The organism is Sphingomonas sp., assembly GCF_048594985.1.
Taxonomy (GTDB): domain Bacteria; phylum Pseudomonadota; class Alphaproteobacteria; order Sphingomonadales; family Sphingomonadaceae; genus Sphingomonas_I.
The window spans coordinates 1-23,610 of the sequence record NZ_JBMDXG010000062.1; the positions used below are offsets into that span (position 1 = coordinate 1).

The window sequence follows — 23,610 nt, forward strand, 5'->3', positions numbered from 1 at the left end:
GCGGCGGCGCGCACCGGGCCTCGCCCAGGACCCCACACCCGGCCCCCGCGACAGTGAAGTGACGGCTTGAGTTTTACCGCAACGTCCGATACTGAATCATTCACTTCAGCGTTGGAGGTTGCCATGACCGAGCGTAGCGTCACCCACAGCACCCTGGTGCTGGAACGGCATCTGAATGCCCCGCCGGCCCGCGTGTACGAGGCATTCGCGGACCCGGACCTCAAGCGCCGCTGGTTCGCGGAAGGTGATCAACACGAGGTGGAGGAATTCACTGCCTCGCTGGAACCCGGCGCCGTCGAGCGGCTGCGGTATCGCTTCCGCGAGGGTACCGCCTTCGCCGGCGCCGTCATCAGCAATGCCGACACCGTCCTGGACGTCGTGCCCGTGCAGCGGATCATCTGGAATTCCAGCATGCGCTTCGGCGATCATTGCATCTCGCACGCGCTCGTCACGGTCGAGTTTCTGGCCGCAAATGACGGCGGCACGGACCTGATCCTGACCTTCCAGGGCGCTTTCCTGCCCGGCGCCGACGGCCCTGTCATCCGCGAACAGGGATGGCGCGACCTGCTCGACCGGCTGGCCGGTGTGGTGACGACCGACCCGTGACGGGCACGCCCTCCCCCGGTCCGGATATGGAGAAGATCCTCGACGCGCTGGGTGACGCCACGCGTCGTCGCATCGTCGATCGGCTGGCGGAAGGGCCGACATCGGTCAGCGCGCTCGCGGGTCCGCTCGGCATCACGGTCACGGCCGTCGCCCAGCACGTCCGCATCCTGACGGACAGCGGATTGGTGACGAGCGAGAAAACCGGGCGGGTCCGCACATGCCGCCTGGAAGACGATGGCCTGCGGGCGCTGTCCGTGTGGGCGGACGCGCGCCGAACGCAATGGGATCAGCGATTGGACAGGTTGGAGGCGATGCTGAACCGGGACGAACCCAGCTCGCCTTAATCCGCCCCCAGCATCCCCTTGAGGCGCGAGAAGAAGCCACTCGATTCAGGGCATTCCTCGCCCGTCTCGGTCGCACGGAACTCCTCGAGCAGCTCACGCTGGCGCGCGGTCAGCTTGGTGGGCGTCTCGACCTCGATCTGGATCACGAGGTCGCCCTGCCCGCGTCCGTTCAGCACCGGCATGCCCGCGCCGCGCTGGCGAAGCTGCTTGCCCGACTGGATGCCCGCGGGGATACGCAGTTCGTGCGATGTTCCGTCGAGCCCCGGCACGGTGATCGATCCGCCGAGCGAGGCGGTCGTGAAGCTGATCGGCGCGCGCGCGAACAGCGTCGTGCCGTCGCGCTGGAACAGCGCATGCTGCCGGACGTGGAGGAAAATATAGAGATCGCCCGCCGGCCCGCCGCGCGCGCCGGCCTCGCCCTCGCCCGTCATGCGGATGCGCGTGCCTTCGTCGACACCGCGCGGGATGTTGACCTGAAGCGTCTTCGACCGCTCGACGCGTCCCTCGCCGCGGCATTCGCCGCATGGCTCGGCGATCACCTCGCCGCGACCGTGGCAGGTCGGGCAGGTGCGTTCGACCACGAAGAAGCCCTGCTGCGCGCGCACCTTGCCATGCCCCTGACAGGTCGGGCAGCCCCGCGCGGCCGTCCCCGGCTTGGCGCCGGTACCCTCGCAGCTGTCGCACTGCGCGGCGACGTCAACCCGGATCTCCTTCGCCGCGCCATGGAACGCCTCCTCGAGGCTGATCTCCATGTCGTAGCGCAGGTCGGCGCCGCGCTGGACCGACGATCCGCCACGCTGGCGGCCGCCGCCCATGAACTCGCCGAAGATATTCTCGAAGATATCGGAGAAGCCTTCGAAGCCGGCCTGGCCGTGAAAGCCGCCGCCACCGCCCCCGCCGCCTTGGCGAAACGCGGCATGGCCGAAGCGATCATAGGCCGCGCGCTTTTGCGGATCTTTCAGGCAGTCATAGGCTTCGCTGATCTGCTTGAACCGCTCCTCGGAAACCTTGCAGCCCGGATTGCGATCCGGATGGCATTCCATCGCCAGCCGGCGGTACGCCGTCTTGATCGACTTGTCGTCGGCCGTCCGTTCGACCTGAAGCAATTCGTAATAGTCGGTGTCAGCCATCGATATTCCAAAAGCGAAGGCTCCTCCCCGCAGACGGGAAGGAGCCGCTTAGCACCGCTTACTTATTGTCTTCGACTTCCGAGAATTCGGCGTCGACCACATCCTCGGCCGGCTTGGCCTCGGCCTGCGCATCGGGGGAGTCGCCGCCGGCCGCCTGCTGCTGTTCGTAGATCGCCTGGCCGAGCTTCATCGCGACCTGCGCCAGCGCCTGCGTCTTCTCGGTCATCTGGTCGGGATCGTTGCTGTCGATCGCGCCGCGCACGGCGACGATCGCGCTCTCGATCTCGGACTTGAGGCCCGCGTCGACCTTGTCGCCATGCTCGCGGAGCTGGCTCTCGGTCGAATGAACCAGGCTTTCGGCATTGTTCTTGGCCTCGGCCGAAGCGCGCCGCTTCTTGTCCTCTTCCGCGAACTGCTCGGCATCGCGGACCATCTTTTCGATGTCCGCGTCGTTCAGGCCGCCCGACGCCTGAATCTTGATCTGCTGCTCCTTGCCCGTCCCCTTGTCCTTGGCGGACACATTGACGATGCCGTTCGCGTCGATGTCGAACGTCACCTCGATCTGCGGCACGCCGCGCGGGGCCGGCGGGATCCCAATCAGGTCGAACTGGCCGAGCAGCTTGTTGTCGGCCGCCATTTCGCGCTCGCCCTGGAAGACGCGGATAGTGACGGCGTTCTGATTGTCGTCGGCGGTCGAATAGGTCTGCGACTTCTTCGTCGGGATCGTCGTGTTGCGGTCGATCATCTTGGTCATGATCCCGCCCAGCGTCTCGATGCCCAGCGACAGCGGCGTCACGTCGAGCAGCAGCACGTCCTTGACGTCGCCCTGGAGCACGCCGGCCTGTACCGCCGCGCCGATCGCCACCACCTCGTCAGGATTGACGCCGGTGTGCGGCTCCTTGCCGAAGAACTGCTTCACCGCCTCGCGCACCTTGGGCATGCGCGTCATGCCGCCGACCAGCACGACCTCGTCGATCGCGTCGGCCTTGAGACCGGCGTCGGCGAGCGCGCGCTTCATCGGCTCGATCGTGCGCTTGATCAGATCCTCGACAAGACGCTCCAGGTCGGTGCGGCTGATCGACTTGACGAGGTGCTTCGGCCCCGTTGCGTCGGCGGTGATGAAGGGCAGGTTGACCTCGGTCGTCTGCGCCGACGACAGCTCGATCTTCGCCTTCTCGGCGGCTTCCTTGAGCCGCTGGAGCGCGAGGCGGTCCTTGGTCAGGTCGATGCCCTCGGCCTTCTGGAAATCGCTCGCCAGATATTCGACCAGCTTGGCGTCGAAATCCTCACCACCCAGGAAGGTGTCGCCGTTGGTGGACTTCACCTCGAACACGCCGTCGCCGATTTCCAGCACCGACACGTCGAACGTGCCGCCGCCGAGGTCATAGACCGCGATCGTCTTGTTGGTGTCCTTGTCGAGGCCGTAGGCGAGCGCGGCCGCCGTCGGCTCGTTGATGATGCGCAACACCTCAAGACCCGCGATCTGGCCGGCGTCCTTGGTCGCCTGGCGCTGCGCGTCGTTGAAGTAGGCCGGAACGGTAATCACCGCCTGCGTCACGGTCTCGCCGAGATAGGCCTCGGCGGTCTCCTTCATCTTCTGGAGCGTGAAGGCTGAGATCTGCGACGGCGAATAATCCTTGCCGCCCGCCTGGACCCACGCGTCGCCATTCTGGCCCCGCACGATGTGATAGGGGACCAGCTCGGTATCCTTCTTCGTCACCGGATCGTCGAACCGGCGACCGATCAGCCGCTTGACCGCGAAGATGGTGTTGTCGGGGTTGGTCACCGCCTGGCGCTTGGCCGGCTGCCCGATCAGGCGCTCCCCATCCTTGGCGAAGGCGACGATGGAGGGCGTCGTGCGCGCGCCTTCCGCATTTTCGATCACCTTGGGCTTGCCGCCTTCCATGACGGCGACGCAGCTGTTGGTCGTGCCCAGATCGATGCCGATGACTTTGGCCATTGTATTCCTCTTGCTACCCCGTTCGGCGCCGTCGGCACGCCCCCTCACAGGCAGGCGCCTATCCTTCCGACGACAGATTGCGATGGCGATATAGGGAGGCGGAACGAGCCCGCAAGAAGGTGTACCGATGCTGTTTTCGGCGGCCGGAAACGATTAGGAGGCTCCTATGACCCCCAGGATCGCCTTGCTCGCCCCCATTTTGTTGATCGGTGCCTGTGCGCGGGCGCCGGAAAGCCCCACGGTCGCGCAGGCATGGGTGCGCCTTCCGGCCGTGGCCGGGCAGCCCGCCGCCGCCTATTTCACCCTGACGGGCGGGCGCGGCGACGAAACGCTCGTCCAAGTGGCGAGCGCGCTTACGTCACGGATCGACCTGCACGCCAGCATGGCCGGTGGCCACGGCATGACCACGATGCAGCCTTTGGCGGAGGTCAAGGTGCCGGCCGGCGCTGCGCTGCGCTTCACGCCCGGGGGGCGGCATGCGATGCTTTACGGGCTCGACCCCGCGATCGTCCACGGCACGGCGGTGCCGCTCCGCTTCGGCTTCGCCAGCGGCAAGACCGTCGAGGCCGAGGCGAAGACCGTCGCGGCGGGCGAAGACGCCCCCTATTGATCGGCCGCTGGCAACGCGATCCCGGCCGCCCGCTGACGCCGGGCGAACGCGAGCTGGCGAGCGAGATGTTCGGCGACGCGCTCGACCCCGATCGTGTCCGCCTGCACCGCGCGAAATGGTGGCCGTTCCAGCCCCGCAACGTGGTGATGGCGCCCGACGGCCATATCTGGTTCCATCCGACGGACGGGCTGTGGCGGGACGACTTCGCCACCGCCCCGCTGCGACTGCAGGCGCTGCTGGCACATGAACTGACGCATGTCTGGCAGCACCAGCGCGGCCTATTCCTGCCCCTCCGCCGCCACCCCTTCTGCCGCTACGGCTACCGCCTGGTGCCCGGCAAGCCGTTCGCGCGCTACGGGATCGAGCAGCAGGCGACCATGGTCGAGCATGCGTTCATCGCCGGGCGGCAGGGCCTGCCGATGCCCGAGCTGGCCACGCTCCTCGACGATATGCGGTCGGCCTAGGCGTCAGGGAAGAAGTACGCCTGTCGCGCCGCCCGCAACCGGGGCTCCAGCGACGGATCGTGATAGGAGCGCCGCTGGCGGATCAGGTCGGCCCACGGCAAAGCCTCCGTCTCAGCCCGTCGCTTGGCGTAGACCTCGTCGAATGTCCCGATCTGGCGCGCCGGCACGCCGCCCACGACGGCGTGGGGGGGAACGTCCCGGTTCACGACCGCGCCGGCCGCCACGATCGCGTTCGGCCCGATCGTAACGCCGGGCAGGATGATCGCCTGGTGGCCGATGAAGACATTGTCGCGGATATCGACCTTGCCCGTCCCATCGAGCGGTTCGCCCAGCGCCGCCTCGATCATGCCGGCGGATCCGTCATGGCCGATGATCGAGCAGCTGGCGAAATGCACGTTGTTGCCGATCCGCGTATAAGCGGGATCCGTGAAGAGCGTGGACGGCAGGATGCTGCACCCCTTGCCGATCGAAACGAAGCCCCCATGCCGCGATAGGAAGGTCGCATATTCGGCGGCGGACGGTCGACAGAGCCGCCGGAAGAGGCCGACCCCCTTGCCGGTGCGAAAAGCGCGCTGGCGTACCCAGCGACGGACGAGTCCCATTACCATGTCGAAACGGTAGCGAACGGACGGCGATTCGAGGAGCCCTCAGTCAGCTGAACGGCATACACTTTGTAACATGGATCGCCCCTTCATTTCTTGACACTCCGAAATTCAGTATACGATATTCGGTATACGAATCGGGGGAGGACGTGATGCTGAATAGACGGACGTTCGTTGGCAGTGCGGGCATGGTTGCGGCGGGGGCGGCATTGTCCGTGCCGGCGGGCGCACAATCGAGGGATCGGGTACTCCCGACCGGCGCGGAATCCGCCAAGCTCTTCATTCCCAAGGACGACCTGGAACCCGGCACGTTCGACCGGCTGCCGCTGAGCTTCTACAAGGAGCGGATGCAGACGCTTCAGGCGCGCCTCGCGCGCGCGGGCGTCGAAGGCGTGGTCCTTACTGACCAGTGGAACATCATCTATTTCACCGGCCTGTTCCACACCACGACCGAGCGGATGATCCACTGCTTCATCCCGACCAAAGGCACGAGTCCGGTGTGGTTCTATCCGGCGCTCGACCGCGACCTGATCCAGACCTGGTGGTATGACGATGGCGAGATGTATTTCGACTGGCTCGATGTCGCCGGCGCGATGCCGCAGGAGGGCAAGCTCGTCAAAGGTCCGACCCGCGACCTGTGGGCGTGGCTGCTCGAGGGGGTCAAGAAGCGCGGGTTCGCCGGAAAGAAGCTGGCCGTCGACCGCGAGCTCGTCCCCTCGCGCCAGAAGACGGTGGTCGAGGTGCTGGGCCAGCCGATGATCTCGGTCGCCAACGACTGCATGTTCATGCGCCAGCGCAAGACGCCGCAGGAATTGGCGCTGATGCGTCGCGCTTATACCTATTTCGATCAGATCCACGCCTTCGCGCGCGACCTGATCATGACCTACGGCACCGACCTTACCGATTACGAGATCGGCAATCTGGCGCAGGATTTCGGGACCCAGCTGGTCCTCAAGGACATCAAGCGCGACGGCAAGCCGCACAATGCAGTTGGCATCTCGGTCGGGGTGAAGTGCCGGATCGGTCAGGCCACCGGCTACCCGCATCCCAACCAGTTCTTCTACAACAAGATCGAGCGCGGAAAGGCGTTCCAGGTCGCGGGCGGCATCCGCATCGGCGGCTATGGCGGCGAACTCTACCGCCCCTACATGATCGCGCCGCGCACCGGCCATATGGAGAAGGTATGGCGGACGGCGCGCGACGGCTGCGTGATGCAGAAGGATCTGTCACGCAAGGGCACGCTTTGCTCCGACGTGGCCTATGCGATCCACAAGATGCAGATCGACCAGGGCATGCAGAAGTACATCTATCACCGGCCCGCGCACGGTTCGGGGATGGAGGGGCACCAGCCGCCCTATCTCGCGCTCGGCGACCATACCGTGCTGGACACGGGCATGTGCTTTTCGGTCGAACCGGGCCTGTTCGATCCGGAAACCGGCACCGGCGCCAATTTCTCCGACACCTTCGTCGTGCGCGAGAGCGGGCCGTCGCTGCAGATGTCGCGGCTGCCCTATTCGGAGGAATGGTCCTTCATCAAGATCTGACGGGGAGCGGGGCGCACGGGCAATCCGGGCGTCCCGCCGTACCGGGCAATCGCCCGATCAGCCTGCCTTGGCGACACCCACCAGCGCGGGGCGCAGCAGCCGATCCTTGATCATGTATCCGGCCTGCATCTCCTGCACGATCGTGCCGGGTTCGGCATCGCTCGGCAGTTCGACCATCGCCTGGTGGCGGTTGGGATCGAGCTTCTGCCCGACACTCTCGATTTTCGCGATGCCGTTGCGCTGGAACACATTGTCCAGCTCGCGGACCGTCATCTCGATGCCGGCGACAAGGCTCTTGGTGCCCTCGTCCTCGCGCATGGCGGCAGGAATGGCCGCGAGCGCGCGGGCCAGATTGTCCGCGACCGAAAGGATGTCGCGCGCGAAGCCCGTCGCCGCGTAGGCACGCGCGTCGGCGGCATCCTTTTCCATGCGGCGGCGGACATTCTGGGTCTCGGCCTGCGCGTAGAGAAGCTGCTTGCGCAGATCCTCGACCTCGGCCCTCAGCTCTTCGGCGGCATCATGTTCGGCCAGTTCCGGCGCCTTGGCGGCGGTCTCTTCGCGAAGGTCTTCGGACGCGGTCGTTTCGTCGGTCATGCCATCAATCTCGTCAGCGTGTGAGCGGTGAAATCCACCATGGGAACAACCCGCGCATAGTTCAACCGGGTCGGGCCGATAACCCCCACCACACCGACCACGCGGCCGTCGGCGCCATGGTAGGGCGCGGCGATGACCGACGATCCCGACAGCGCGAACAGCTTGTTCTCCGAACCGATGAAGATCTTCATCGCCCGTGCGCCGCGCGCGCTGTCGAGCAGGCGGGCAATCTCCTCCTTGCCCTCGATCTCCTCGAGCAACTGGCGGACGCGGTCGAGATCCTCGGCCGCCGCGCCGTCGAGCAGGTTGGCCGCGCCGCGCACGATCATGACCGGTCGGCGCGCGCCGTCCTCCGACCAGATGGCGAGCCCACGCCGCACCAGCCCCTGCGCCGCCTCATCGAGCGCCGAACGCCCGCGTGCGATCTCATCAGCCAACGTCGCCTGGGCCTCGCCAAGCGTGAGCCCGTTCAGCCGCGCGCTGACATAATTGGCCGCCTCCATCAGCGTCGCCGGTCCGACGCCCGATGGCAGTTCGACCACCCGATTCTCGACCGATCCGTCGGCGCCGACCAGCACCGCCACCGCCTGGCCGTGGCTGAGGGGCACGAACGACAAGTGGCGCAGCACCGGCTCGCCGCGAGGAACGAGCACGAGACCGGCGCACGCGGACAGACCCGACAGGACGTGGCTGGTCGCGGCGAGCGCCTCCTCGACCGGCCCCCTCGCCTGCGCCTCGATCGCCGCGCGCTCCTGCTCCGACGGCTCCGCGGTCTGCATCATCGCGTCGACGAACAGCCGCAGCCCGCTTTCGGTCGGCATCCGCCCCGCCGAGGTGTGCGGCGCGGCCAGCAGCCCCATCTCCTCCAGATCCTGCATGACGTTGCGGATCGACGCGGGTGAGAGGTTGAGCCCACCGAAGCGCGAAAGCGTGCGGCTGCCGACCGGGGCGCCGGTTTCCAGATAGCCCTCGACCACCATCCGGAACACGTCGCGGGCACGGGCCGACAGTTCGGAAACGGGTTGGCGGGTCACGTCCGGACAGATAGGAGGAGAGACGATCCCGCTCAACAGGACAGCTGTCGGTGCCCTTCGCCAACGGATATGACGTTGCTGTCGAGCGCCACTGGACCACCACGCTCTAACCGAAAAGGACTGCCATGCGCCCCAGCGGCCGCGCCCCCGATGAGATGCGGGCGATCACCATCACACCCCGCTTCACCCGCCATGCCGAGGGATCGTGCCTGATCGCGTTCGGCGATACGCAGGTGCTCGTCACCGCCTCGGTCGAGGAGAAGGTGCCGCCCTTCCTGCGCGGCAAGGGCCAGGGCTGGGTCACCGCCGAATATGGCATGCTGCCCCGCGCGACGCATACGCGCGGCAGCCGCGAGGCGGCGAAGGGCAAGCAATCGGGCCGCACGCAGGAAATCCAGCGCCTGATCGGCCGCTCGCTGCGCGCGATCACCGATCTCACCGCGCTCGGCGAACGGCAGATCACGCTCGACTGCGACGTCATCCAGGCCGACGGCGGCACGCGCACCGCCGCGATCTCGGGCGCATGGGTCGCGCTGCGCATCGCGGTCGACGGCCTGTTGAGCCAGGGGCTGCTTACCACCGATCCGATCCGCGCCCAGGTGGCGGCGGTGTCATGTGGGATCTGGGAAGGGACGCCCGTGCTCGATCTCGATTATGCGGAAGACAGCACGGCGCATGCCGACGCCAATTTCGTACTCCTGTCGGATGGCAACATCGCCGAGGCGCAGGCGACGGCCGAGGGCGCCACTTATGACGAGGAAGCATTGCTCCGCCTGCTCCGACTGGCGCGGATCGGCTGCGGCCGGATCTTCGACGCGCAGCTGAAGGCAACCGGGCGCTGAGCATCGCATTGATCGACGACGAGCCGCCGGCCATTCCGCACCGCAAGCTTGCCCCCGGCAAGCTTGTCATCGCCAGCCACAATGAGGGCAAGGTGCGCGAGATCCGCGCGCTGCTCGAACCCTATGGGATCGAGCCGGTCTCGGCCGCCTCGCTCGGCATTCCCGAGCCGGTAGAGACCGGCACCAGCTTCATCGCCAATGCCGAATTGAAGGCGCGTTTCTCCGCCGATCTGTCGGGCATGGTCGCGCTGGCCGACGACAGCGGGCTTTGCGTCGACGCGCTCGGCGGCGATCCCGGCGTCTATACCGCCGACTGGGCGGAGACGCCGACAGGCCGCGACTGGGCGCTGGCCATGCGCAAGGTCGAGGACGCGCTGCAGGCCAGGGGGCCGGAGGCGGGCCGCGATGCGCATTTCGTCTGCGTCCTATCGCTCTGTTGGCCCGATGGGCATGTCGAAAGCTTCGATGGACGCGCGGAAGGCTCGCTGACCTGGCCACCCCGCGGCACGATCGGGTTCGGCTTCGATCCCGTCTTCGTGCCCTTGGGCTCCGATCAAACCTATGCCGAGCTGCCGGCCGAGGAGAAGAAACGGATCAGCCACCGCGCGGACGCCTTCCGCAAGCTGGTCGCCGCCGTTTTCTGATCGGCCTCGAACGGCGATGAACGGCATTGTCCCGGCGGACGCGGCTGCGCCGCTCGCGCTCTACATCCACTGGCCGTTCTGCGTTTCCAAATGCCCTTATTGCGACTTCAACAGCCACGTTCGCGATCGGGTCGATCAGGATGCGTGGCGCGGCGCGCTGCTGACCGATCTCGCATATGAGGCGTCGGTCGCCCCGCGCCGCCCACTGACCTCGATCTTCTTCGGCGGGGGTACGCCTTCGCTGATGCCCCCCGCGACCGTTGCTGCCTTGCTTACGGCGGCCGGGCGGCACTGGGGCTTCGCGCCGGGTATCGAGGTCACGCTCGAAGCCAATCCCTCTTCGGTCGAGGCGGCACGTTTCGCCGATCTTGCGGCAGCGGGCATCAACCGGGTGAGCCTTGGGCTGCAGGCGCTGGATGACGATGCGCTCCGCTTTCTCGGTCGCGCGCACGGCGTGGCCGAGGGGCTTGCGGCACTCGATGTCGCGCAGCGGACCTTCGCGCGCGTGAGCTTCGACCTGATCTATGCCCGACCGGACCAGTCCGAAGAGGCATGGCGCGCCGAGCTGGATCGGGCTCTCGGCTTTGGGACCGGACATCTGTCGCTCTACCAGCTCACGATCGAGCCCGGGACGCGCTTCGCCACGATGGCGGCGCGGGGTGAACTCGCGGCGGTCGACCCCGATCATGCCGCCACCTTGTTCGAACTGACACGCGAGATGACCGCCGCCGCCGGCCTTCCCGCCTATGAGGTATCGAACCATGCCCGGCCGGGCGAGGAGAGCCGGCACAACCTGACTTACTGGCGCTACGGCGATTATCTGGGCGTCGGGCCCGGCGCGCATGGCCGGCGCCGGGGTCATGCCACGATCCGCGCGCGCAAGCCCGAAAACTGGCTCGCCGGCATTGCCGGGCAGGGCCATGGCATCAGCGAGGACGAAGCGCTCGACCCACTGACCCAGGCGCGCGAGGCGCTGGTGATGGGATTGCGGCTTGAGGAAGGCGTGGACTGGCGGACGGTCGCGCCGGCGGTCGATCCCCGCGCGGTCGATACGCTGTCGGCCCACGGTTTGATCGGCCGCACCCCCGACCGGCTGCGCCTGACCCCCGCCGGAATGCTGCTGCTCGACGCGATCCTTGGCGAAATCGCCGCCTAGAAGCCCTTCGGCGCGGGCGAGACGATCGATCGGCCGCCCTGCCCGATCTGGTGAACCGCCAGGGCCCGCTCGGCGATGTGCCCCTTCCCGAAGCGGAACGCCCCGTCGACCCCCGCAAACCCGCCGTCGTCCTCCAGCTTCTGCTGGGGAAAGAAGTCGCCGGGCTTCCACTCGCGCGCGATCCGCGCGGTCAGCAGGACGGCATCATAGCCGAGCGTTGCAAGCCGGTAGGGCGTCCGATTGTACCGCGCGCGATAGCGCGTCGCGAACTGGGTGAAGAGCGTATCCTCGACGCTGGCATACCAGGCCCCGGTCATCGACGGCGCGGCGTTGAGCGACGGCTCGGCATTCCACAATTCGGTGCCGAGGATACGCGCGCCCGGTTTCGCTTTCCGCAAGGCGGGGGCGGAGGCGATCGCGATCCGGCCGCTGTCGGCGATCAGCACCGCGTCGAAGTCCCGCTTCGACAGCGCGGTCACCGCGGTCGCGATCGACTTGGGCGTGCGCTCGTAATTCTGAATTGCGACGACGCTGCCGCCGGCGCTTTCGGCCGCGCGGATCAGCGCGCTCGATGCGTTGCGGCCATATTGGCCGCTTGGGATCAGCCCGGCGAAGCGCGTCGCGCCCCGGCTGTGGGCATAGCTCACCACCCGGTCGATCGACTGCGTGGGCGAGAAGCCGAGCAACCACACGTTGGAACCAGCGACGGCGGCGTCGTTGGAGAAGGCGATGACCGGCACGCGCACGCCCGCCGCGACCGGGGCGACCGCGCTCACGTCATCGCTCAGCAGCGGCCCGAGCACGACGCGGTTGCCGTCCGCAAAGGCGCGCCGCGCGGCCTCGGCAGCGCCCCCGGCTGTGTCGTAATTGGTGACGCGGATGTCGGTGCTCTTGGTGTCGACCAGCGCCAGCGCCGCCGCATTGGCGATCGACTGGCCCACCGCCGCATTAGGGCCGCTGAGCGGCACCAGCAGAGCGACGCGGTGGCGAGCGGTGTCGGTCGGCAGCCCACCCTGGCTGCCCGGCCGCGTTTCCGCCACGGGCGGCGGGGGCGCCTGGGTCGGGGCCGGCGCGCCCGATCGCGGGACGAGCGTCGAGCAGGACGCCGCCAGCAGCGCGAGCACCGCACCGGAAGCGCGGATAATCGACCGGCGCACGTACGCCCCCGATTGCCGCCGGGTGCCTGCCTCTGCCATGCTCTCTCCCATGTCATCGCCCGAAAGCGAACGCCTGTCGCCCGGCCTCTACATCGTCGCCACCCCGATCGGCAACTTGTCCGACCTCAGTCCGCGCGCCGCCGACATATTGGCGCGCGCCGACGTGATCGCGGTGGAGGACAGCCGGGTCACCGCCAAGCTGCTCGGCCATATCGGCGTGAAGCGGCCGATGCTGCCGTATCACGACCATAACGCCGATCGCGTCCGGCCGGGCCTGATCGAGCGGATGGCGCGCGAGGCGGTCGCGCTCGTCTCCGACGCGGGCACGCCGCTCATTTCCGACCCCGGCTTCAAGCTGGTGCGCGACGCACGTGCGGCAGGGCGCGCGGTCACCACCCTGCCCGGCCCCTGCGCCGCCATCGCCGCGCTGACGCTGGCGGGGCTTCCGACCGACCGTTTCCTGTTCCTCGGCGTCCTGCCGGCCAAGGCCAAGGCAAGGGCGGAGGCGATCGCGGAGGTGGCGGGCGTGCGCGCGACCCTGATCCTCTACGAATCGGGGCCACGCCTCGGCGCAACCCTTGCCGCGCTGGCGGAGGTGCTCGGCGAGCGCGAGGCGGCGGTCGCACGCGAAGTCAGCAAGAAATTCGAGGAGACTGTCACGGGCATCCTCGCCAATCTCGCGGCGCGGTATGCCGAGGCAGGTCCGAAGGGCGAGATCGTGATCGTGGTGGGGCCGCCGGGGATCGAGGCTGGGCCCTCACTGGCAGACGCCGACGATCTGCTCGCCGAAGCGCTGGCCCGCCTGCCCGCCGCCAAGGCGGCGGCGGAGGTGGCCAAGGCGACCGGGCTGCAAAAGCGCGATCTCTACGCCCGCGCTCTGGCGCTGAAAGCGTGAGGGATCGCCGCCGGGCCGAGCGCGCGGGCCGGGTCGGCGAAAGCGCGGCCGCATGGTGGCTGCGGCTCAAAGGCTGGCGGATCCTGGCCCGCCGCGTCCGCACGCCGGCGGGCGAGGTCGACCTGATCGCGCGCAAGGCCAGCCTGGTCGCTTTCGTGGAAGTGAAACGCCGCGCCACCGATGCCGAACTGGACTTCGCGATCGACCAGCGCCGCCTCGCCCGCGTCGCGGCGGCGGCGGAGGTGCTTGCGCCGCGCTATCTGGAGGCAGGCGACGACATGCGGATCGACGTGATCCTGATCGCGCCGGGCCGTTTGCTCCGCCATATCGAGAATGCCTGGATCGGGTGACAAGCGCGGGTCGAGCCCCTAGCTGCGCATCGGCAAAGGAGAAAATGCATGAGCCTGCGCGTCGCGGTCCAGATGGATCCGATCGAGACGATCAACATCGCCGGGGACTCGACCTTCGCGCTGATGCTGGCGGCGCAGGCGCGCGGCCACAGCCTGTTCCATTACGCTGCGGGCGACCTGTCCTACCGCGACGGCCGCCTGACCGCGCCGGCCCGCCCCGTGACGGTGCAGCGCGTCGTCGGCGACCATTTCCGGGGGGGCGAGCCACGCATCCTCGACCTTGCCGAGGACATTGACGTGATCCTGATGCGCCAGGATCCGCCGTTCGACCTCGCCTACATCACCGCGACGCATCTGCTGGAACGGATCCAGCACCGGACGTTGGTGGTCAACGATCCCGCTTCGGTGCGCAACGCGCCCGAAAAGCTGTTCGTGCTCGATTATGCCGAATTCATGCCCCCGACGCTGATCACGCGGCGGCTGGAGGATGCGCGCGCCTTCCATGCCGAACATGGCGAGGTCGTGGTCAAACCGCTCTACGGCAATGCGGGGTCAGCCGTGTTCCACGTCGGGAAGAAAGACGCGAACCTGGCCGCGCTCACCGAATTGTTCGGGCAGGTCTGGCGCGAGCCCTTCATGGTCCAGGCCTTCCTTCCCGACGTCGCGAAGGGCGACAAGAGGATCGTGCTGGTCGACGGCGAGCCGGCGGGCGGCGTCAACCGCCTGCCCAAGGAGGGCGAGATCCGGTCGAACCTGGCGGTCGGCGGCAAGGGCGCGGCAACCGAACTCACCCCGCGCGAACTGGAAATCTGCGCGAAGATCGGGCCCGAACTGGCGCGGCGCGGGCTGGTCTTCGTCGGGATCGACGTGATCGCCGGCTACCTGACCGAGATCAACGTCACCTCGCCGACCGGGATCGTCGCGATCGACGCCTTCAACGGAACCGATACGTCGGGCCGCATCTGGGACGCAATCGAGCGGCGGTTCACGGCGCTGGGCGCCTGAGCACGCCCCTGCCTTACGCGTCGCGGACCAGCGCGCGGTCCTCGATCCGCCGGTAGAAGCAGGTCCGCGCACCGGTGTGGCAGGCAGGGCCCGCCGGATCGGCCTCGATCCAGATCGCGTCCTGGTCGCAGTCGATCCGCAGCGCGACGACCGTCAGCACATTGCCCGACGTCTCGCCCTTCTTCCACAGCCGCCCGCGCGAGCGTGACCAGAACCACGCCTCGCCCGGCGCCATCGTCCGGTCGAGCGCCTCGGCGTTCATATGCGCCACCATCAGCGGCATGCCGCTCTTCCGATCGGTGACGACGGCGGTGACGAGGCCCTTTTCGTCCCATCGAGGCTGGAGTTCGGTGCCGGATTCGCGCGGATCTGCCATGTCGCGTCCATATCTGGTTGCGCGTGATCGGGAAATTGTCGTCATCGATCCGTCACAGGGGGCGACAAACGCGGACTGCCTGCCTATATGCGCGCCCAAGCGGCGGCAGCAGGGCTGAGATGCTCACCACAAATCCTTTCGACGACGACAAGCTGCGCGAAGAGTGCGGCATCTTCGGGGTCCACGGCGCGGAGTCGGCGGCGGCGATCGTCGCGCTCGGCCTGCACGCCCTCCAGCATCGCGGGCAGGAGGCGGCGGGCATCACGTCGTGGGACGACCACCTGTTCCACAGCCACCGCGCGATGGGGCATGTCGCCGGCAATTTCGACCGTGACGAGATCATACGCAGCCTGCCGGGCAGCGTCGCGTGCGGCCATGTCCGCTATTCGACGACCGGCGAGACCGCGATCCGCAACGTCCAGCCGCTATTCGCCGAACTCGCCGGGGGCGGCTTCGCCGTGGCGCATAACGGCAATCTCTCGAACGCGATGCATCTCAAACGCGAACTGGTGCGGCGCGGATCGATCTTCCAGTCGACCAGCGATACCGAGACGATCATCCATCTCGTCGCGACCTCGACCTACCCGACACTGATCGATCGCTTCATCGATGCGCTGCGGCGGATCGAGGGCGCCTATGCGCTGATCTGCATGACGCCCGAGGGCATGATCGCCTGTCGCGACCCGCTCGGCATCCGTCCGCTGGTGATGGGCAAGCTCGGCGACGCCACGATCTTCGCGTCGGAGACGGTGGCGCTCGATGTCGTGGGCGCGGAGTTCGTACGGCAGGTCGATCCGGGCGAGATCGTGATCGTGTCCGACACGCTCGTCCGTTCGATCCGCCCGTTCGCGCCGGTGCGGCCGCGCCCGTGCGTGTTCGAGCATGTCTACTTCTCGCGCCCGGACTCGGTGGTCGACGGCACCTCGGTCTATTCGGTACGCAAGCAGATCGGAGCCGAATTGGCGCGCGAGGCCGGGGTCGATGCCGATTACGTCATCCCCGTTCCCGACTCGGGCGTGCCGGCGGCGATCGGCTACGCGCAGGAAAGCGGTGTGCCGTTCGAGCTCGGCATCATCCGCTCGCACTATGTCGGCCGCACCTTCATCCAGCCGGCGGACAATATCCGCCATCTGGGGGTGAAGCTGAAGCATAACGCCAATCGCGCGCTGCTGCAGGGAAAGAAGATCGTCCTGATCGACGATTCGATCGTGCGCGGCACGACCAGCGTGAAGATCGTGCAGATGTTGCGCGATGCTGGCGCGAGCGAGGTGCATATGCGCATCGCGTCGCCGCCGACGCGGCATAGCTGCTTCTATGGCGTCGATACGCCCGAGCGCGGAAAGCTGCTGGCGGCGCGGATGTCGGTCGAGGAGATGGCGGCGTTCATCAATGCCGACAGCCTCGCCTTCATCTCGGTCGATGGCCTGTATCGCGCGCTCGGCGAGCGCGGCCGCGTCGCACAGACGCCGAGCCATTGCGACGCCTGCTTCACGGGCGATTATCCGACACTCCTCACCGACCATGACGATAGCCAGGGGCAGGATCAGCTGATCCTCGAAGAACGCGTTCCGGCCTGAACGCCGGCCTCAACTTTCTGAATTTTGGATGAGATGCGGGCGGATCGAAGTCGATCCAGCCTGGCGTAAAGTCGTGAAGCGTGATCAGGACGCTTCTGTCAGGTTATCGGCCCCGCGCCAAGATGAGGTGCCTTTGCGTGCCGATGCCGATTACGGCGGCGCACCATTACGACGTTCCAAGCCCTGAACGCCAAAACGCCGCCGGGACTCTCGTCCCGACGGCGTCCTGAAACCGGAAGATCCGATTACGAGAAGGAGACGGCAACCGTACGACGGCGACGCAGCGCGTAGCCGGCCGCGCCGAAGCCCGCGAGCATCATCGCCCACGTGGCCGGCTCCGGAACGCCACCCGGCAGGGCCGACGGCGGAGTCGCCAGCGTAGCCGAAGCCGAGTAGGCCGAACCGCCTGTGCTGTTGAAGCTGAGCGTCAGCGAGGCGCCCGTATCCTCGAAGCCAGCCTGCGAGATCACGCCCAGAAGATAGAGCGAACCCGAGGTGCTGACACCCGGCGTGCTGGAGTAAGCCAGCGTCGTAACCGAGCCAGCCGAGAAGGTGATCCCACCGAACGACAGCAGCGACGGCAGCGATTGCAGGATGGTGTCACCAACCACCTGCGTGAAGCTGAGCGAGCCGTTGAACGTGCCGAAGGCGAACGGGAACGGCGCCGACGGAGCGGTCGTCAGACCACCCGTGGTGTTCGACACCGTGACGAAGGCGTTCGAAGCCGAGAACACGCTCGGGCTTACGGTGAAGCCCGTGGTGAAGCCGATGCTGGCAGTGCCCGGCGCAATGGTAGCCGCTTGAGCCGTGCTGGCGATGCCAGCAGCGATGATCGCGGCAGACGCGAGTTTGAGCATAAAGACCCCTCTTGTCCACGGCCAGGGAGGCGACCGTGATTCGTCCCCTACACCGGTTCTCGCGGTTGCGAAATAGAAATTAACGAGGATTAACCATACAATAGTGTTTTCATCATCTCGTCGCAGCCGCATCGCACCTTCGCGTCAAGTTGAGCGTTGAATTCGTTTCTGTCTCGCCGCGCTGTATCCCGAAGGGCGATACCTCGCGTCCGCTTCCCATGGGCCTACAATCCGGTAAGGGTCGGACATGACCGATCGCCCCTTCGCCAATCGTATCGCGCTCGTCACCGGAGCCAGTCGGGGCATCGGCGCCGCCACGGCCATCGCGCTGGGCGCACGCGGCGCGCACGTCCTGCTCGTGGCCAGGACGCCGGGCGGACTGGAGCAGACCGAGGAGGCGATTTATCAAGCGGGCGGCAGCGCCACGATCGCGCCGCTCGATCTGGCCGACGGCGATTCGATCGGGCGGCTTGCGACGGCGGTCGGAGAGCGCTGGGGCCTCCTCGACATGATGGTACTGAACGCCGCGATCCTCGGAACGCTGTGCCCGGTCCCTTCGATCGACGCGAAGGAATTTTCCCGCTTGCTCACGCTGAACGTCGGCGCGAACCAGGCGCTCATCGCCGCCTTCGATCCCTGGCTGCGCCAGAGTGCAGCCCCGCGGCTGGTTGCCCTCACGTCGAGCGTCGGCCGCGCGCCACGCGCTTATTGGGGTGGCTATGGGGCGTCCAAGGCAGCGCTCGAAACGCTCATCCTCGCTTATGCCGACGAGATGCGTGACCTTGGCCAGCTTCGCGTGGCGATCGTCGATCCCGGTGCGACGGCCACCGCGATGCGGACGGACGCCTATCCGGGCGAAGACCCTGCCACGCTGAAGCAGCCCGACGTCGTGGGAGAAGCGATCGCCGGCCTGTTGTCGTCGGACTTCCCGACCGGGCATCGCATGCGGGTCGATGGATAAGCCGTCAGCGGGCGGCCGATTTCAGCACGCCGCGCAGGAAAGCCGCGCGATCGCCCTCGGGCAGATCGCGCAGTACGGCGAGCATCCGGTCGTTGTTCCGCGTCCGGATGTGACCCTGCACCTCTTCCGACCGACGCAGCAGCTCCTCGATCCGCGCGAGATCGACCGTCGCCGCGAGCGACGCGGCGTTCAATTGATCGCGCACCAGCCGCTGCTGCCGCACCAGTGCGGCAAGCTCCGGATCGGACGCGGCCTGCGCCCGTGCGAATACCGCGTTGCCGGCATCGGACATCCCCTCGATCCGGCGTGGCCGGCGCGGCGGGTTGCTGCGCCCACCCCTCCTGCGCGACAACGCAGAGAAACAGGGCGGCTAGCGAGGCGGATTTCATGCGTCGGCTCCGGACATATCGGCTGCATAATAAGGCTGTCCGCCCGAACGCAATCTTGATCAACATGCCCATGTCGTGGAACGGGAAAGCGTGATGGACCATCTGCCCTACCGCCCCGCCGCCGGCATCATGCTGCTCAACACCGCCGGCCAGGTCTTCGTCGGCCAACGAATCGACAGCACGCTGGAGGCGTGGCAGATGCCGCAGGGCGGGCTCGATCCGGGGGAGGATGCGCGCGCGGGCGCGTTGCGCGAGCTGGAGGAAGAGACGGGCATCCCGCCGACACGTGTCGAGGTGGTCGCCGCATCGTCGCGTACCTTCGATTATGACCTCCCCCCCGATCTGGTCGGCAAGCTGTGGAAGGGACGCTACCGCGGCCAGCGGCAGACCTGGTTCCTGTGTCGCTATCTCGGCCGCGACGAGGAGATCGATCTCGCCACGCCGCACCCCGAATTCAGGAGCTGGAAGTGGGCCGAACCTGGCCAGCTTCCCGAGATGATCGTGCCCTTCAAGCGGCAACTCTACTGCGACGTGCTGGCCGAATTCGCGCCCCTGATCGGATGACGGCCGGACGCCTCCTGACGGGCGTGTTCGCCCTGCTGACGCCGATCGCGGCGTCGGCCGGTGCGCAGGCCCCACTGGCCCAGACGATCGCGCCGGGCGATATCGTCGCGGCGATGATCGCGCAGGCCTATCGCACGGGCAACGACGCCACGATCCAGGCGGTGATCGGGGTGGCCAAGGCCACCTTCCCCGATCAGGCGGTCGAGATCGACCGGCTCGCCGCCGGCAACGCCGCCGTTCTCGCCAACACGCGCCGGGACGACCGGCTGCGCGAAGAAGCGCGCATCGCCGCCGCGACCTTCTTCGAAATCTGGAAGGGCGAACTGGAGGCCGGAGCCAGCCGGTCGACAGGCAGCACGCGCACGGTGGGCATCTACGCCTCCGCCAAGCTCAACCGCGACGGCCTGCGCTGGCGCCAGCGTTTCAATGGACGGCTGGACTATCAGGAAACGAACGACGTCGCGACGACGGAGCGCCTGATCGCCGCTTACCAGCCAAACTACAAATGGAACGACTCGCTCTACTCCTACGGCCTCGTCCAGTATGAGCGGGACCGTTCGCTCGGCTATCTCAATCGTGGCACACTGGGTGCGGGCATGGGTTATGTCGCGGCGTCGGGCGTCAGTCGGAGGATCGAGATCGAAGGCGGCCCGGCACTGCGGCGTACCGATCTGGTCGAGGGCGGGCAGGAAACGACCATCGCCGCCCGCGCCTCGTTATCGGCGCGGCTGACGCTCAGCCCGACTTTGTCGCTGACTCAGGATGCCGCCATCTTCGTCGAGGTCAACGACACCACCGCGGCGTCGACCACGGCGATCGACACGCGCCTGATCGGGGCGCTCAAGGCCCGCTTCTCGTACAACGTCCAGTATGAACAGGACGGGGGCACGCGCGGCAACAAACTGGATACGGTCACGCGCGCCACTCTGGTATATTCCTTCTGATGCGCGCGCTCATCCGCCCCGCCCGTCCTGGCGACCTCGAATCGCTGTATGAAATGGCGAAGCTGGCGGGCAACGGCTTCACCAATCTCCCCCCCGATCGCGATGCGCTCGCCGCCCGGATCGGGCGGTCGGAAGCGGCCTTCGCAATGACCGAGGACGCGCCCGGCGACGACCTGTACGTCCTCATGCTCGAGGATCTGGAAGCGGGCCGTATTGCCGGCACCGCGCAGATCATGGCGCGCGTGGGCGACAGCCGTCCCTTCTATTCATACCGGCGCGGGGTGCTGACCCAGCATTCGGCGGAACTCGGCCGCAGTTTTCGCGCCGAAATGCTCACGCTCACCACCGATCTCGAGGGATCGTCGGAGGTTGGCGGGCTGTTCCTGCATCCGCGCTACCGCGCCGGCGGGCTCGGCCTGCTGCTCGCGCGCAGCCGCTATCTCTTCATCCGCCAGCATCGCGCTCGCTTCTGCCAGCGGGTGCTGGCCGAACTGCGCGGCGTGATCGACGAAACCGGCGCCGCGCCCTTCTGGGACGGGCTGGCGGGGCCCTTCTTCGGCATGAGCTTTCGCGAGGCCGACGCCTTCAATGCGATCAACGGGCACCAGTTCATCGCCGATCTGATGCCCAAGCATCCCATCTATCTCGCCATGCTGCCCGACAGCGCGCGTGCGGCGATCGGCGTCCCCCACCCCACCGGCCGGGCCGCGATGCGCATGCTGGAACATGAGGGCTTCACCGCAGACGGCTATATCGACATCTTCGATGGGGGCCCAACCATGAGTGCGCCCACCGACTCGGTCCGCACCATCCGCGATGCGGAAGAAGGCGTTATCGATGCGATCGGCAGCGCGCGGGGCGCCCGTGCCCTCGTCTCGACAGGACGCCTGCACGATTTCCGGGCAGCGTTGGGAGAGGTCGGGGTCGAGGACGGCCGTCTCCGCCTGGATACTATCTCTGCGGACATTTTGGGCGTGGGCGTCGGCGATACGATCCTGCACGTCGCGCGCTGATGGCCCTGGTCGAGATCAACTTCGACGGCATCGTCGGCCCCAGCCATAATTATGCTGGCCTGAGCCCCGGCAATCTCGCCGCGAGCGCCAATGCCGGGCAGGTTTCGCATCCCCGCGCCGCGGCGCTGGAGGGTATCGCGAAGATGCGCGCCAATCTGGCGCTGGGCCTGACGCAGGGCATTCTCCCGCCCCACCGCCGCCCCGACCGCGCCTGGCTCGCGACGCTGGCGGCTGATCCGGAAAAGGCCGATCCGTGGCTGCGCGCCGCCGCGCTGTCCGCATCGCCGATGTGGGCCGCCAATGCCGCGACCATATCCCCCGCATCCGACACGGCCGACGGACGCTGCCACCTGACGGTCGCCAATCTGCAGACGATGCCGCACCGAAGCCACGAATGGCCCGAAACGCTCGCGCAGCTGCGTCTCGCTTTCGCACACCCGGCCTTCGCGGTGCACCGCGCCATCCCGCCTCCATTCGGGGACGAGGGCGCGGCCAACCATATGCGGCTGGCCCCCAGCCATGACGCGCCGGGCGTCGAGATCTTCGTCCACGGCGTTGCAGGCGGCGGCCATCCGGTGCGGCAACATCTCGAAGCGGGACGCGCGGTTGCGCGCGCGCATGGGCTCGATCCGGCGCGCACGCTGCACGTCGCGCAATCGGAAGCGGCGATCGCTGCCGGCGCCTTCCACAACGATGTCGTCGCGGTCGCGGATCGGCTGACCCTGTTCGCGCACGAACAGGCCTTCGCCGACCCACATGCGCTTTATGCGGAACTGCGCGCGCTGCTGCCCGAGATCGCGATCGTCGAGGTGCCGGCCGCCGCCGTGCCCCTGGCCGACGCGATCCGGTCCTATCTGTTCAACGCCCAGCTGGTGACGCTGCCGACGGGCGAGCAGGCGCTGATCCTGCCGGCGGAAGCGCGCGAAACCCCGTCGGTCTGGCGCTGGCTGGAGGGGATGGTCGCGGGCAACGGCCCCATCCGCCGGATCGAGCTCGTCGACGTGCGCCAATCGATGCGCAATGGCGGCGGCCCCGCCTGCCTGCGGCTGCGCGTGGTGTGCGACCCCGCCACCGTCGATCCGCGGTTCCTGGTCGATGCCGGCAGGCTCGATCGGATTGCGGCCGTGATCGACCGCGCATGGCCCGACTCGATCGATCCGGACATGCTCGCCTCGCCGGATCTATGGGTGTCGATCGAACGCGCGCGGGCGACGCTGCTCGCCGAACTCGATCTGACCGCCCTGATCTAGCTGTCTTCGCCCTTTTCCAGACGGCTGCCCTCCATCTGGCGCTCCAGCCGCGCGGCCTCCAGCTTGTCCCGTTGCCGTTCCTGCGGCGTGCGGCCGTGGAGCGCGCGATTGGCCTGGGCGATCGTCGCCTCCGCATCGCGTGCGCGCGCTTTCCGGAACCGGCGCAGGTTGACGATCTCGGCCATCAGCGCGGCACCGCCAATGTCACGACGCGGCGCGCGATGCTGGCCGTCACCGGCGTCTTCGCCAGCACCTCGCCGTCGATCGAGATCGGCAGCGGGGGATCGGTCACAATGCGGAAGCGCGCGCCCCGGAATTCGCGCACCGTGCCCCGCACATGATCCGGGCCGATCAGGCTGAGCCCCCAGCTCCAGAGCAGCTTGGTCCGCGCCCGCCCCTCGATCGCCTGGATCACGATCTCTCCATCATCGACATGCGTATCGACCAGCTCGGTCCCGCCGTGGAAGCGACCGTTGGCGATGCGCACCTCCAGCGCGTTCAGCGTATGACGGGCGCCGCCCTCCTCCTCGACCGTGAGACCGAAGGGCTTGAACCGTGCCATCTGCAGCGCCGCCCACGCCAGGTATCCCGGACGTCCCAGCCATTTCTTCAGGCCGTGCGGCACACTTTCCGCGATCAGGGGAGAGATGCCGATCGCCGCGCAATTGGCGAAATAATCGCCGTCGATCATGCCCAGATCGATCCGGTGCGGTCGGCCGCGTGCGATCACATCGACCGCGCC

28 protein-coding genes are annotated in these 23,610 nt (G+C 67.5%); 17 read left to right on the plus strand and 11 right to left on the minus strand.

Annotated elements, in window-relative coordinates; all coding sequences use genetic code 11:
• The first annotated feature begins 123 nt into the window (after positions 1 to 123).
• Complete coding sequence (locus ACOJSF_RS02205; protein ID WP_420140603.1) at positions 124 to 606, plus strand: SRPBCC domain-containing protein; 483 nt, start codon at positions 124 to 126, stop codon at positions 604 to 606.
• Positions 603 to 950, plus strand: coding sequence for an ArsR/SmtB family transcription factor (locus tag ACOJSF_RS02210; RefSeq protein ID WP_420140604.1), 348 nt, complete (start codon positions 603 to 605; stop codon positions 948 to 950). Before ACOJSF_RS02205 ends, ACOJSF_RS02210 begins: the two co-directional genes overlap by 4 nt.
• Here ACOJSF_RS02210 and dnaJ read toward each other — a convergent pair.
• Together dnaJ and dnaK are read right to left on the minus strand one after the other, a co-directional pair.
• The gene (gene dnaJ, locus ACOJSF_RS02215; RefSeq protein WP_420140605.1) at positions 947 to 2,080 is read right to left on the minus strand and encodes a molecular chaperone DnaJ; all 1,134 of its coding nucleotides are present in this window, start codon (positions 2,078 to 2,080) and stop codon (positions 947 to 949) included. The two genes, ACOJSF_RS02210 and dnaJ, sit on opposite strands and share 4 nt — an antisense overlap.
• Before the next feature lie 58 nt (positions 2,081 to 2,138).
• Positions 2,139 to 4,040, minus strand: a complete 1,902-nt coding sequence (gene dnaK, locus ACOJSF_RS02220; RefSeq protein ID WP_420140606.1) for a molecular chaperone DnaK — start codon at positions 4,038 to 4,040, stop codon at positions 2,139 to 2,141.
• 166 nt (positions 4,041 to 4,206) lie between these two features.
• Here dnaK and ACOJSF_RS02225 point away from each other — a divergent pair, with 166 nt between their 5' ends.
• Complete coding sequence (locus tag ACOJSF_RS02225; RefSeq protein ID WP_420140607.1) at positions 4,207 to 4,650, plus strand: copper chaperone PCu(A)C; 444 nt, start codon at positions 4,207 to 4,209, stop codon at positions 4,648 to 4,650.
• A gap of 65 nt (positions 4,651 to 4,715) precedes the next feature.
• On the plus strand, positions 4,716 to 5,114 hold the full coding sequence (locus ACOJSF_RS02230) for a vgr related protein (RefSeq protein WP_420140630.1): 399 nt from the start codon (positions 4,716 to 4,718) through the stop codon (positions 5,112 to 5,114).
• Here the strand turns inward: ACOJSF_RS02230 and ACOJSF_RS02235 are convergent.
• Entirely contained in the window at positions 5,111 to 5,722 is a 612-nt protein-coding gene (locus ACOJSF_RS02235) for an acyltransferase (protein ID WP_420140608.1), read from the minus strand. The two genes, ACOJSF_RS02230 and ACOJSF_RS02235, sit on opposite strands and share 4 nt — an antisense overlap.
• 146 nt (positions 5,723 to 5,868) lie before the next feature.
• Here ACOJSF_RS02235 and ACOJSF_RS02240 point away from each other — a divergent pair, with 146 nt between their 5' ends.
• Complete coding sequence (locus ACOJSF_RS02240) at positions 5,869 to 7,260, plus strand: M24 family metallopeptidase (protein ID WP_420140609.1); 1,392 nt, start codon at positions 5,869 to 5,871, stop codon at positions 7,258 to 7,260.
• A gap of 57 nt (positions 7,261 to 7,317) precedes the next feature.
• On the opposite strand, the gene grpE is transcribed toward ACOJSF_RS02240, so the two are convergent.
• Together grpE and hrcA are read right to left on the minus strand one after the other, a co-directional pair.
• Complete coding sequence (gene grpE, locus ACOJSF_RS02245; RefSeq protein ID WP_420140610.1) at positions 7,318 to 7,854, minus strand: nucleotide exchange factor GrpE; 537 nt, start codon at positions 7,852 to 7,854, stop codon at positions 7,318 to 7,320.
• Positions 7,851 to 8,888 carry a heat-inducible transcriptional repressor HrcA gene (hrcA, locus tag ACOJSF_RS02250; protein WP_420140611.1) on the minus strand — a complete coding sequence of 346 codons (1,038 nt, stop codon included), beginning with the start codon at positions 8,886 to 8,888 and terminating at the stop codon, positions 7,851 to 7,853. The genes grpE and hrcA overlap by 4 nt, the downstream gene beginning before the upstream one ends.
• 125 nt (positions 8,889 to 9,013) lie before the next feature.
• Between hrcA and rph the strand changes: the two genes are divergently transcribed.
• From rph to hemW, 3 genes are read left to right on the plus strand one after another with little or no spacing between them, the layout of a single operon-like run.
• Positions 9,014 to 9,730, plus strand: coding sequence for a ribonuclease PH (rph, locus tag ACOJSF_RS02255; protein WP_420140612.1), 717 nt, complete (start codon positions 9,014 to 9,016; stop codon positions 9,728 to 9,730).
• Between the two features lie 8 nt (positions 9,731 to 9,738).
• Positions 9,739 to 10,374, plus strand: a complete 636-nt coding sequence (rdgB, locus tag ACOJSF_RS02260) for an RdgB/HAM1 family non-canonical purine NTP pyrophosphatase (protein WP_420140613.1) — start codon at positions 9,739 to 9,741, stop codon at positions 10,372 to 10,374.
• 16 nt (positions 10,375 to 10,390) lie between these two features.
• Positions 10,391 to 11,530, plus strand: coding sequence for a radical SAM family heme chaperone HemW (hemW, locus tag ACOJSF_RS02265; protein ID WP_420140614.1), 1,140 nt, complete (start codon positions 10,391 to 10,393; stop codon positions 11,528 to 11,530).
• Here hemW and ACOJSF_RS02270 read toward each other — a convergent pair.
• A complete protein-coding gene (locus ACOJSF_RS02270; protein ID WP_420140615.1) occupies positions 11,527 to 12,687 on the minus strand; it encodes a penicillin-binding protein activator in 1,161 nt (386 codons plus the stop codon). The two genes, hemW and ACOJSF_RS02270, sit on opposite strands and share 4 nt — an antisense overlap.
• Positions 12,688 to 12,736: 49 nt before the next feature.
• Between ACOJSF_RS02270 and rsmI the strand changes: the two genes are divergently transcribed.
• Genes rsmI through gshB form a run of 3 tightly spaced genes read left to right on the plus strand, consistent with a single transcriptional unit; the run spans position 12,737 to position 14,937 of the window.
• Positions 12,737 to 13,582, plus strand: a complete 846-nt coding sequence (gene rsmI / locus ACOJSF_RS02275) for a 16S rRNA (cytidine(1402)-2'-O)-methyltransferase (protein WP_420140616.1) — start codon at positions 12,737 to 12,739, stop codon at positions 13,580 to 13,582.
• Complete coding sequence (locus ACOJSF_RS02280) at positions 13,579 to 13,932, plus strand: YraN family protein (protein ID WP_420140617.1); 354 nt, start codon at positions 13,579 to 13,581, stop codon at positions 13,930 to 13,932. Before rsmI ends, ACOJSF_RS02280 begins: the two co-directional genes overlap by 4 nt.
• 48 nt (positions 13,933 to 13,980) lie before the next feature.
• Positions 13,981 to 14,937: a glutathione synthase gene (gene gshB / locus ACOJSF_RS02285; protein WP_420140618.1), complete on the plus strand. Its 957-nt coding sequence runs from the start codon at positions 13,981 to 13,983 to the stop codon at positions 14,935 to 14,937.
• Between the two features lie 13 nt (positions 14,938 to 14,950).
• Here gshB and hisI read toward each other — a convergent pair whose 3' ends face one another.
• Complete coding sequence (hisI, locus tag ACOJSF_RS02290) at positions 14,951 to 15,313, minus strand: phosphoribosyl-AMP cyclohydrolase (protein ID WP_420140619.1); 363 nt, start codon at positions 15,311 to 15,313, stop codon at positions 14,951 to 14,953.
• Between the two features lie 119 nt (positions 15,314 to 15,432).
• On the opposite strand from hisI, the gene purF reads away from it, so the two are divergent.
• A complete protein-coding gene (purF, locus tag ACOJSF_RS02295) occupies positions 15,433 to 16,890 on the plus strand; it encodes an amidophosphoribosyltransferase (protein WP_420140620.1) in 1,458 nt (485 codons plus the stop codon).
• 245 nt (positions 16,891 to 17,135) lie between these two features.
• Here the strand turns inward: purF and ACOJSF_RS02300 are convergent, their stop codons facing one another.
• The gene (locus ACOJSF_RS02300; protein WP_420140621.1) at positions 17,136 to 17,747 is read right to left on the minus strand and encodes a PEPxxWA-CTERM sorting domain-containing protein; all 612 of its coding nucleotides are present in this window, start codon (positions 17,745 to 17,747) and stop codon (positions 17,136 to 17,138) included.
• A 247-nt stretch (positions 17,748 to 17,994) separates the two neighbouring features.
• Between ACOJSF_RS02300 and ACOJSF_RS02305 the strand changes: the two genes are divergently transcribed.
• Positions 17,995 to 18,708 (plus strand): SDR family NAD(P)-dependent oxidoreductase, encoded by a 714-nt coding sequence (locus ACOJSF_RS02305; RefSeq protein ID WP_420140622.1) that lies wholly within the window; start codon positions 17,995 to 17,997, stop codon positions 18,706 to 18,708.
• Positions 18,709 to 18,712: 4 nt separating this feature from the next.
• On the opposite strand, the gene ACOJSF_RS02310 is transcribed toward ACOJSF_RS02305, so the two are convergent.
• A complete protein-coding gene (locus tag ACOJSF_RS02310; RefSeq protein WP_420140623.1) occupies positions 18,713 to 19,000 on the minus strand; it encodes a hypothetical protein in 288 nt (95 codons plus the stop codon).
• A 190-nt stretch (positions 19,001 to 19,190) separates the two neighbouring features.
• Between ACOJSF_RS02310 and ACOJSF_RS02315 the strand changes: the two genes are divergently transcribed.
• Genes ACOJSF_RS02315 through ACOJSF_RS02330 form a run of 4 tightly spaced genes read left to right on the plus strand, consistent with a single transcriptional unit; the run spans position 19,191 to position 22,868 of the window.
• Positions 19,191 to 19,661, plus strand: coding sequence for an RNA pyrophosphohydrolase (locus ACOJSF_RS02315; RefSeq protein WP_420140624.1), 471 nt, complete (start codon positions 19,191 to 19,193; stop codon positions 19,659 to 19,661).
• Positions 19,658 to 20,605, plus strand: a complete 948-nt coding sequence (locus ACOJSF_RS02320) for a DUF481 domain-containing protein (protein ID WP_420140625.1) — start codon at positions 19,658 to 19,660, stop codon at positions 20,603 to 20,605. Before ACOJSF_RS02315 ends, ACOJSF_RS02320 begins: the two co-directional genes overlap by 4 nt.
• Positions 20,605 to 21,618 (plus strand): arginine N-succinyltransferase, encoded by a 1,014-nt coding sequence (locus ACOJSF_RS02325; RefSeq protein ID WP_420140626.1) that lies wholly within the window; start codon positions 20,605 to 20,607, stop codon positions 21,616 to 21,618. Before ACOJSF_RS02320 ends, ACOJSF_RS02325 begins: the two co-directional genes overlap by 1 nt.
• A complete protein-coding gene (locus ACOJSF_RS02330; protein ID WP_420140627.1) occupies positions 21,618 to 22,868 on the plus strand; it encodes an N-succinylarginine dihydrolase in 1,251 nt (416 codons plus the stop codon). The genes ACOJSF_RS02325 and ACOJSF_RS02330 overlap by 1 nt, the downstream gene beginning before the upstream one ends.
• Here the strand turns inward: ACOJSF_RS02330 and ACOJSF_RS02335 are convergent.
• Together ACOJSF_RS02335 and ACOJSF_RS02340 are read right to left on the minus strand one after the other, a co-directional pair.
• Entirely contained in the window at positions 22,865 to 23,053 is a 189-nt protein-coding gene (locus ACOJSF_RS02335) for a DUF4169 family protein (RefSeq protein WP_420140628.1), read from the minus strand. The two genes, ACOJSF_RS02330 and ACOJSF_RS02335, sit on opposite strands and share 4 nt — an antisense overlap.
• Positions 23,053 to 23,610, minus strand: a 558-nt coding sequence (locus tag ACOJSF_RS02340) for a diacylglycerol/lipid kinase family protein (protein WP_420140629.1), incomplete at its 5' end; no start/stop codon positions are given. The genes ACOJSF_RS02340 and ACOJSF_RS02335, both read right to left, overlap by 1 nt.

Excerpts from the sequence above, each read along its gene's own strand:
- ACOJSF_RS02205 (WP_420140603.1), top strand. The coding sequence starts at position 124 with ATGACCGAGCGTAGCGTCACCCACAGCACCCTGGTGCTGGAACGGCAT.
- rsmI (WP_420140616.1), top strand. The coding sequence starts at position 12,737 with ATGTCATCGCCCGAAAGCGAACGCCTGTCGCCCGGCCTCTACATCGTC.
- dnaK (WP_420140606.1), bottom strand. The coding sequence starts at position 4,040 with ATGGCCAAAGTCATCGGCATCGATCTGGGCACGACCAACAGCTGCGTC.
- hemW (WP_420140614.1), top strand. The coding sequence starts at position 10,391 with ATGAACGGCATTGTCCCGGCGGACGCGGCTGCGCCGCTCGCGCTCTAC.
- dnaJ (WP_420140605.1), bottom strand. The coding sequence starts at position 2,080 with ATGGCTGACACCGACTATTACGAATTGCTTCAGGTCGAACGGACGGCC.
- ACOJSF_RS02235 (WP_420140608.1), bottom strand. The coding sequence starts at position 5,722 with ATGGTAATGGGACTCGTCCGTCGCTGGGTACGCCAGCGCGCTTTTCGC.
- ACOJSF_RS02315 (WP_420140624.1), top strand. The coding sequence starts at position 19,191 with ATGGACCATCTGCCCTACCGCCCCGCCGCCGGCATCATGCTGCTCAAC.
- hisI (WP_420140619.1), bottom strand. The coding sequence starts at position 15,313 with ATGGCAGATCCGCGCGAATCCGGCACCGAACTCCAGCCTCGATGGGAC.
- ACOJSF_RS02305 (WP_420140622.1), top strand. The coding sequence starts at position 17,995 with ATGACCGATCGCCCCTTCGCCAATCGTATCGCGCTCGTCACCGGAGCC.
- ACOJSF_RS02320 (WP_420140625.1), top strand. The coding sequence starts at position 19,658 with ATGACGGCCGGACGCCTCCTGACGGGCGTGTTCGCCCTGCTGACGCCG.
- ACOJSF_RS02225 (WP_420140607.1), top strand. The coding sequence starts at position 4,207 with ATGACCCCCAGGATCGCCTTGCTCGCCCCCATTTTGTTGATCGGTGCC.
- grpE (WP_420140610.1), bottom strand. The coding sequence starts at position 7,854 with ATGACCGACGAAACGACCGCGTCCGAAGACCTTCGCGAAGAGACCGCC.
- ACOJSF_RS02300 (WP_420140621.1), bottom strand. The coding sequence starts at position 17,747 with ATGCTCAAACTCGCGTCTGCCGCGATCATCGCTGCTGGCATCGCCAGC.
- ACOJSF_RS02230 (WP_420140630.1), top strand. The coding sequence starts at position 4,716 with ATGTTCGGCGACGCGCTCGACCCCGATCGTGTCCGCCTGCACCGCGCG.
- ACOJSF_RS02325 (WP_420140626.1), top strand. The coding sequence starts at position 20,605 with ATGCGCGCGCTCATCCGCCCCGCCCGTCCTGGCGACCTCGAATCGCTG.
- ACOJSF_RS02310 (WP_420140623.1), bottom strand. The coding sequence starts at position 19,000 with ATGTCCGATGCCGGCAACGCGGTATTCGCACGGGCGCAGGCCGCGTCC.
- purF (WP_420140620.1), top strand. The coding sequence starts at position 15,433 with ATGCTCACCACAAATCCTTTCGACGACGACAAGCTGCGCGAAGAGTGC.
- rph (WP_420140612.1), top strand. The coding sequence starts at position 9,014 with ATGCGCCCCAGCGGCCGCGCCCCCGATGAGATGCGGGCGATCACCATC.
- ACOJSF_RS02335 (WP_420140628.1), bottom strand. The coding sequence starts at position 23,053 with ATGGCCGAGATCGTCAACCTGCGCCGGTTCCGGAAAGCGCGCGCACGC.
- gshB (WP_420140618.1), top strand. The coding sequence starts at position 13,981 with ATGAGCCTGCGCGTCGCGGTCCAGATGGATCCGATCGAGACGATCAAC.
- ACOJSF_RS02330 (WP_420140627.1), top strand. The coding sequence starts at position 21,618 with ATGGCCCTGGTCGAGATCAACTTCGACGGCATCGTCGGCCCCAGCCAT.
- ACOJSF_RS02240 (WP_420140609.1), top strand. The coding sequence starts at position 5,869 with ATGCTGAATAGACGGACGTTCGTTGGCAGTGCGGGCATGGTTGCGGCG.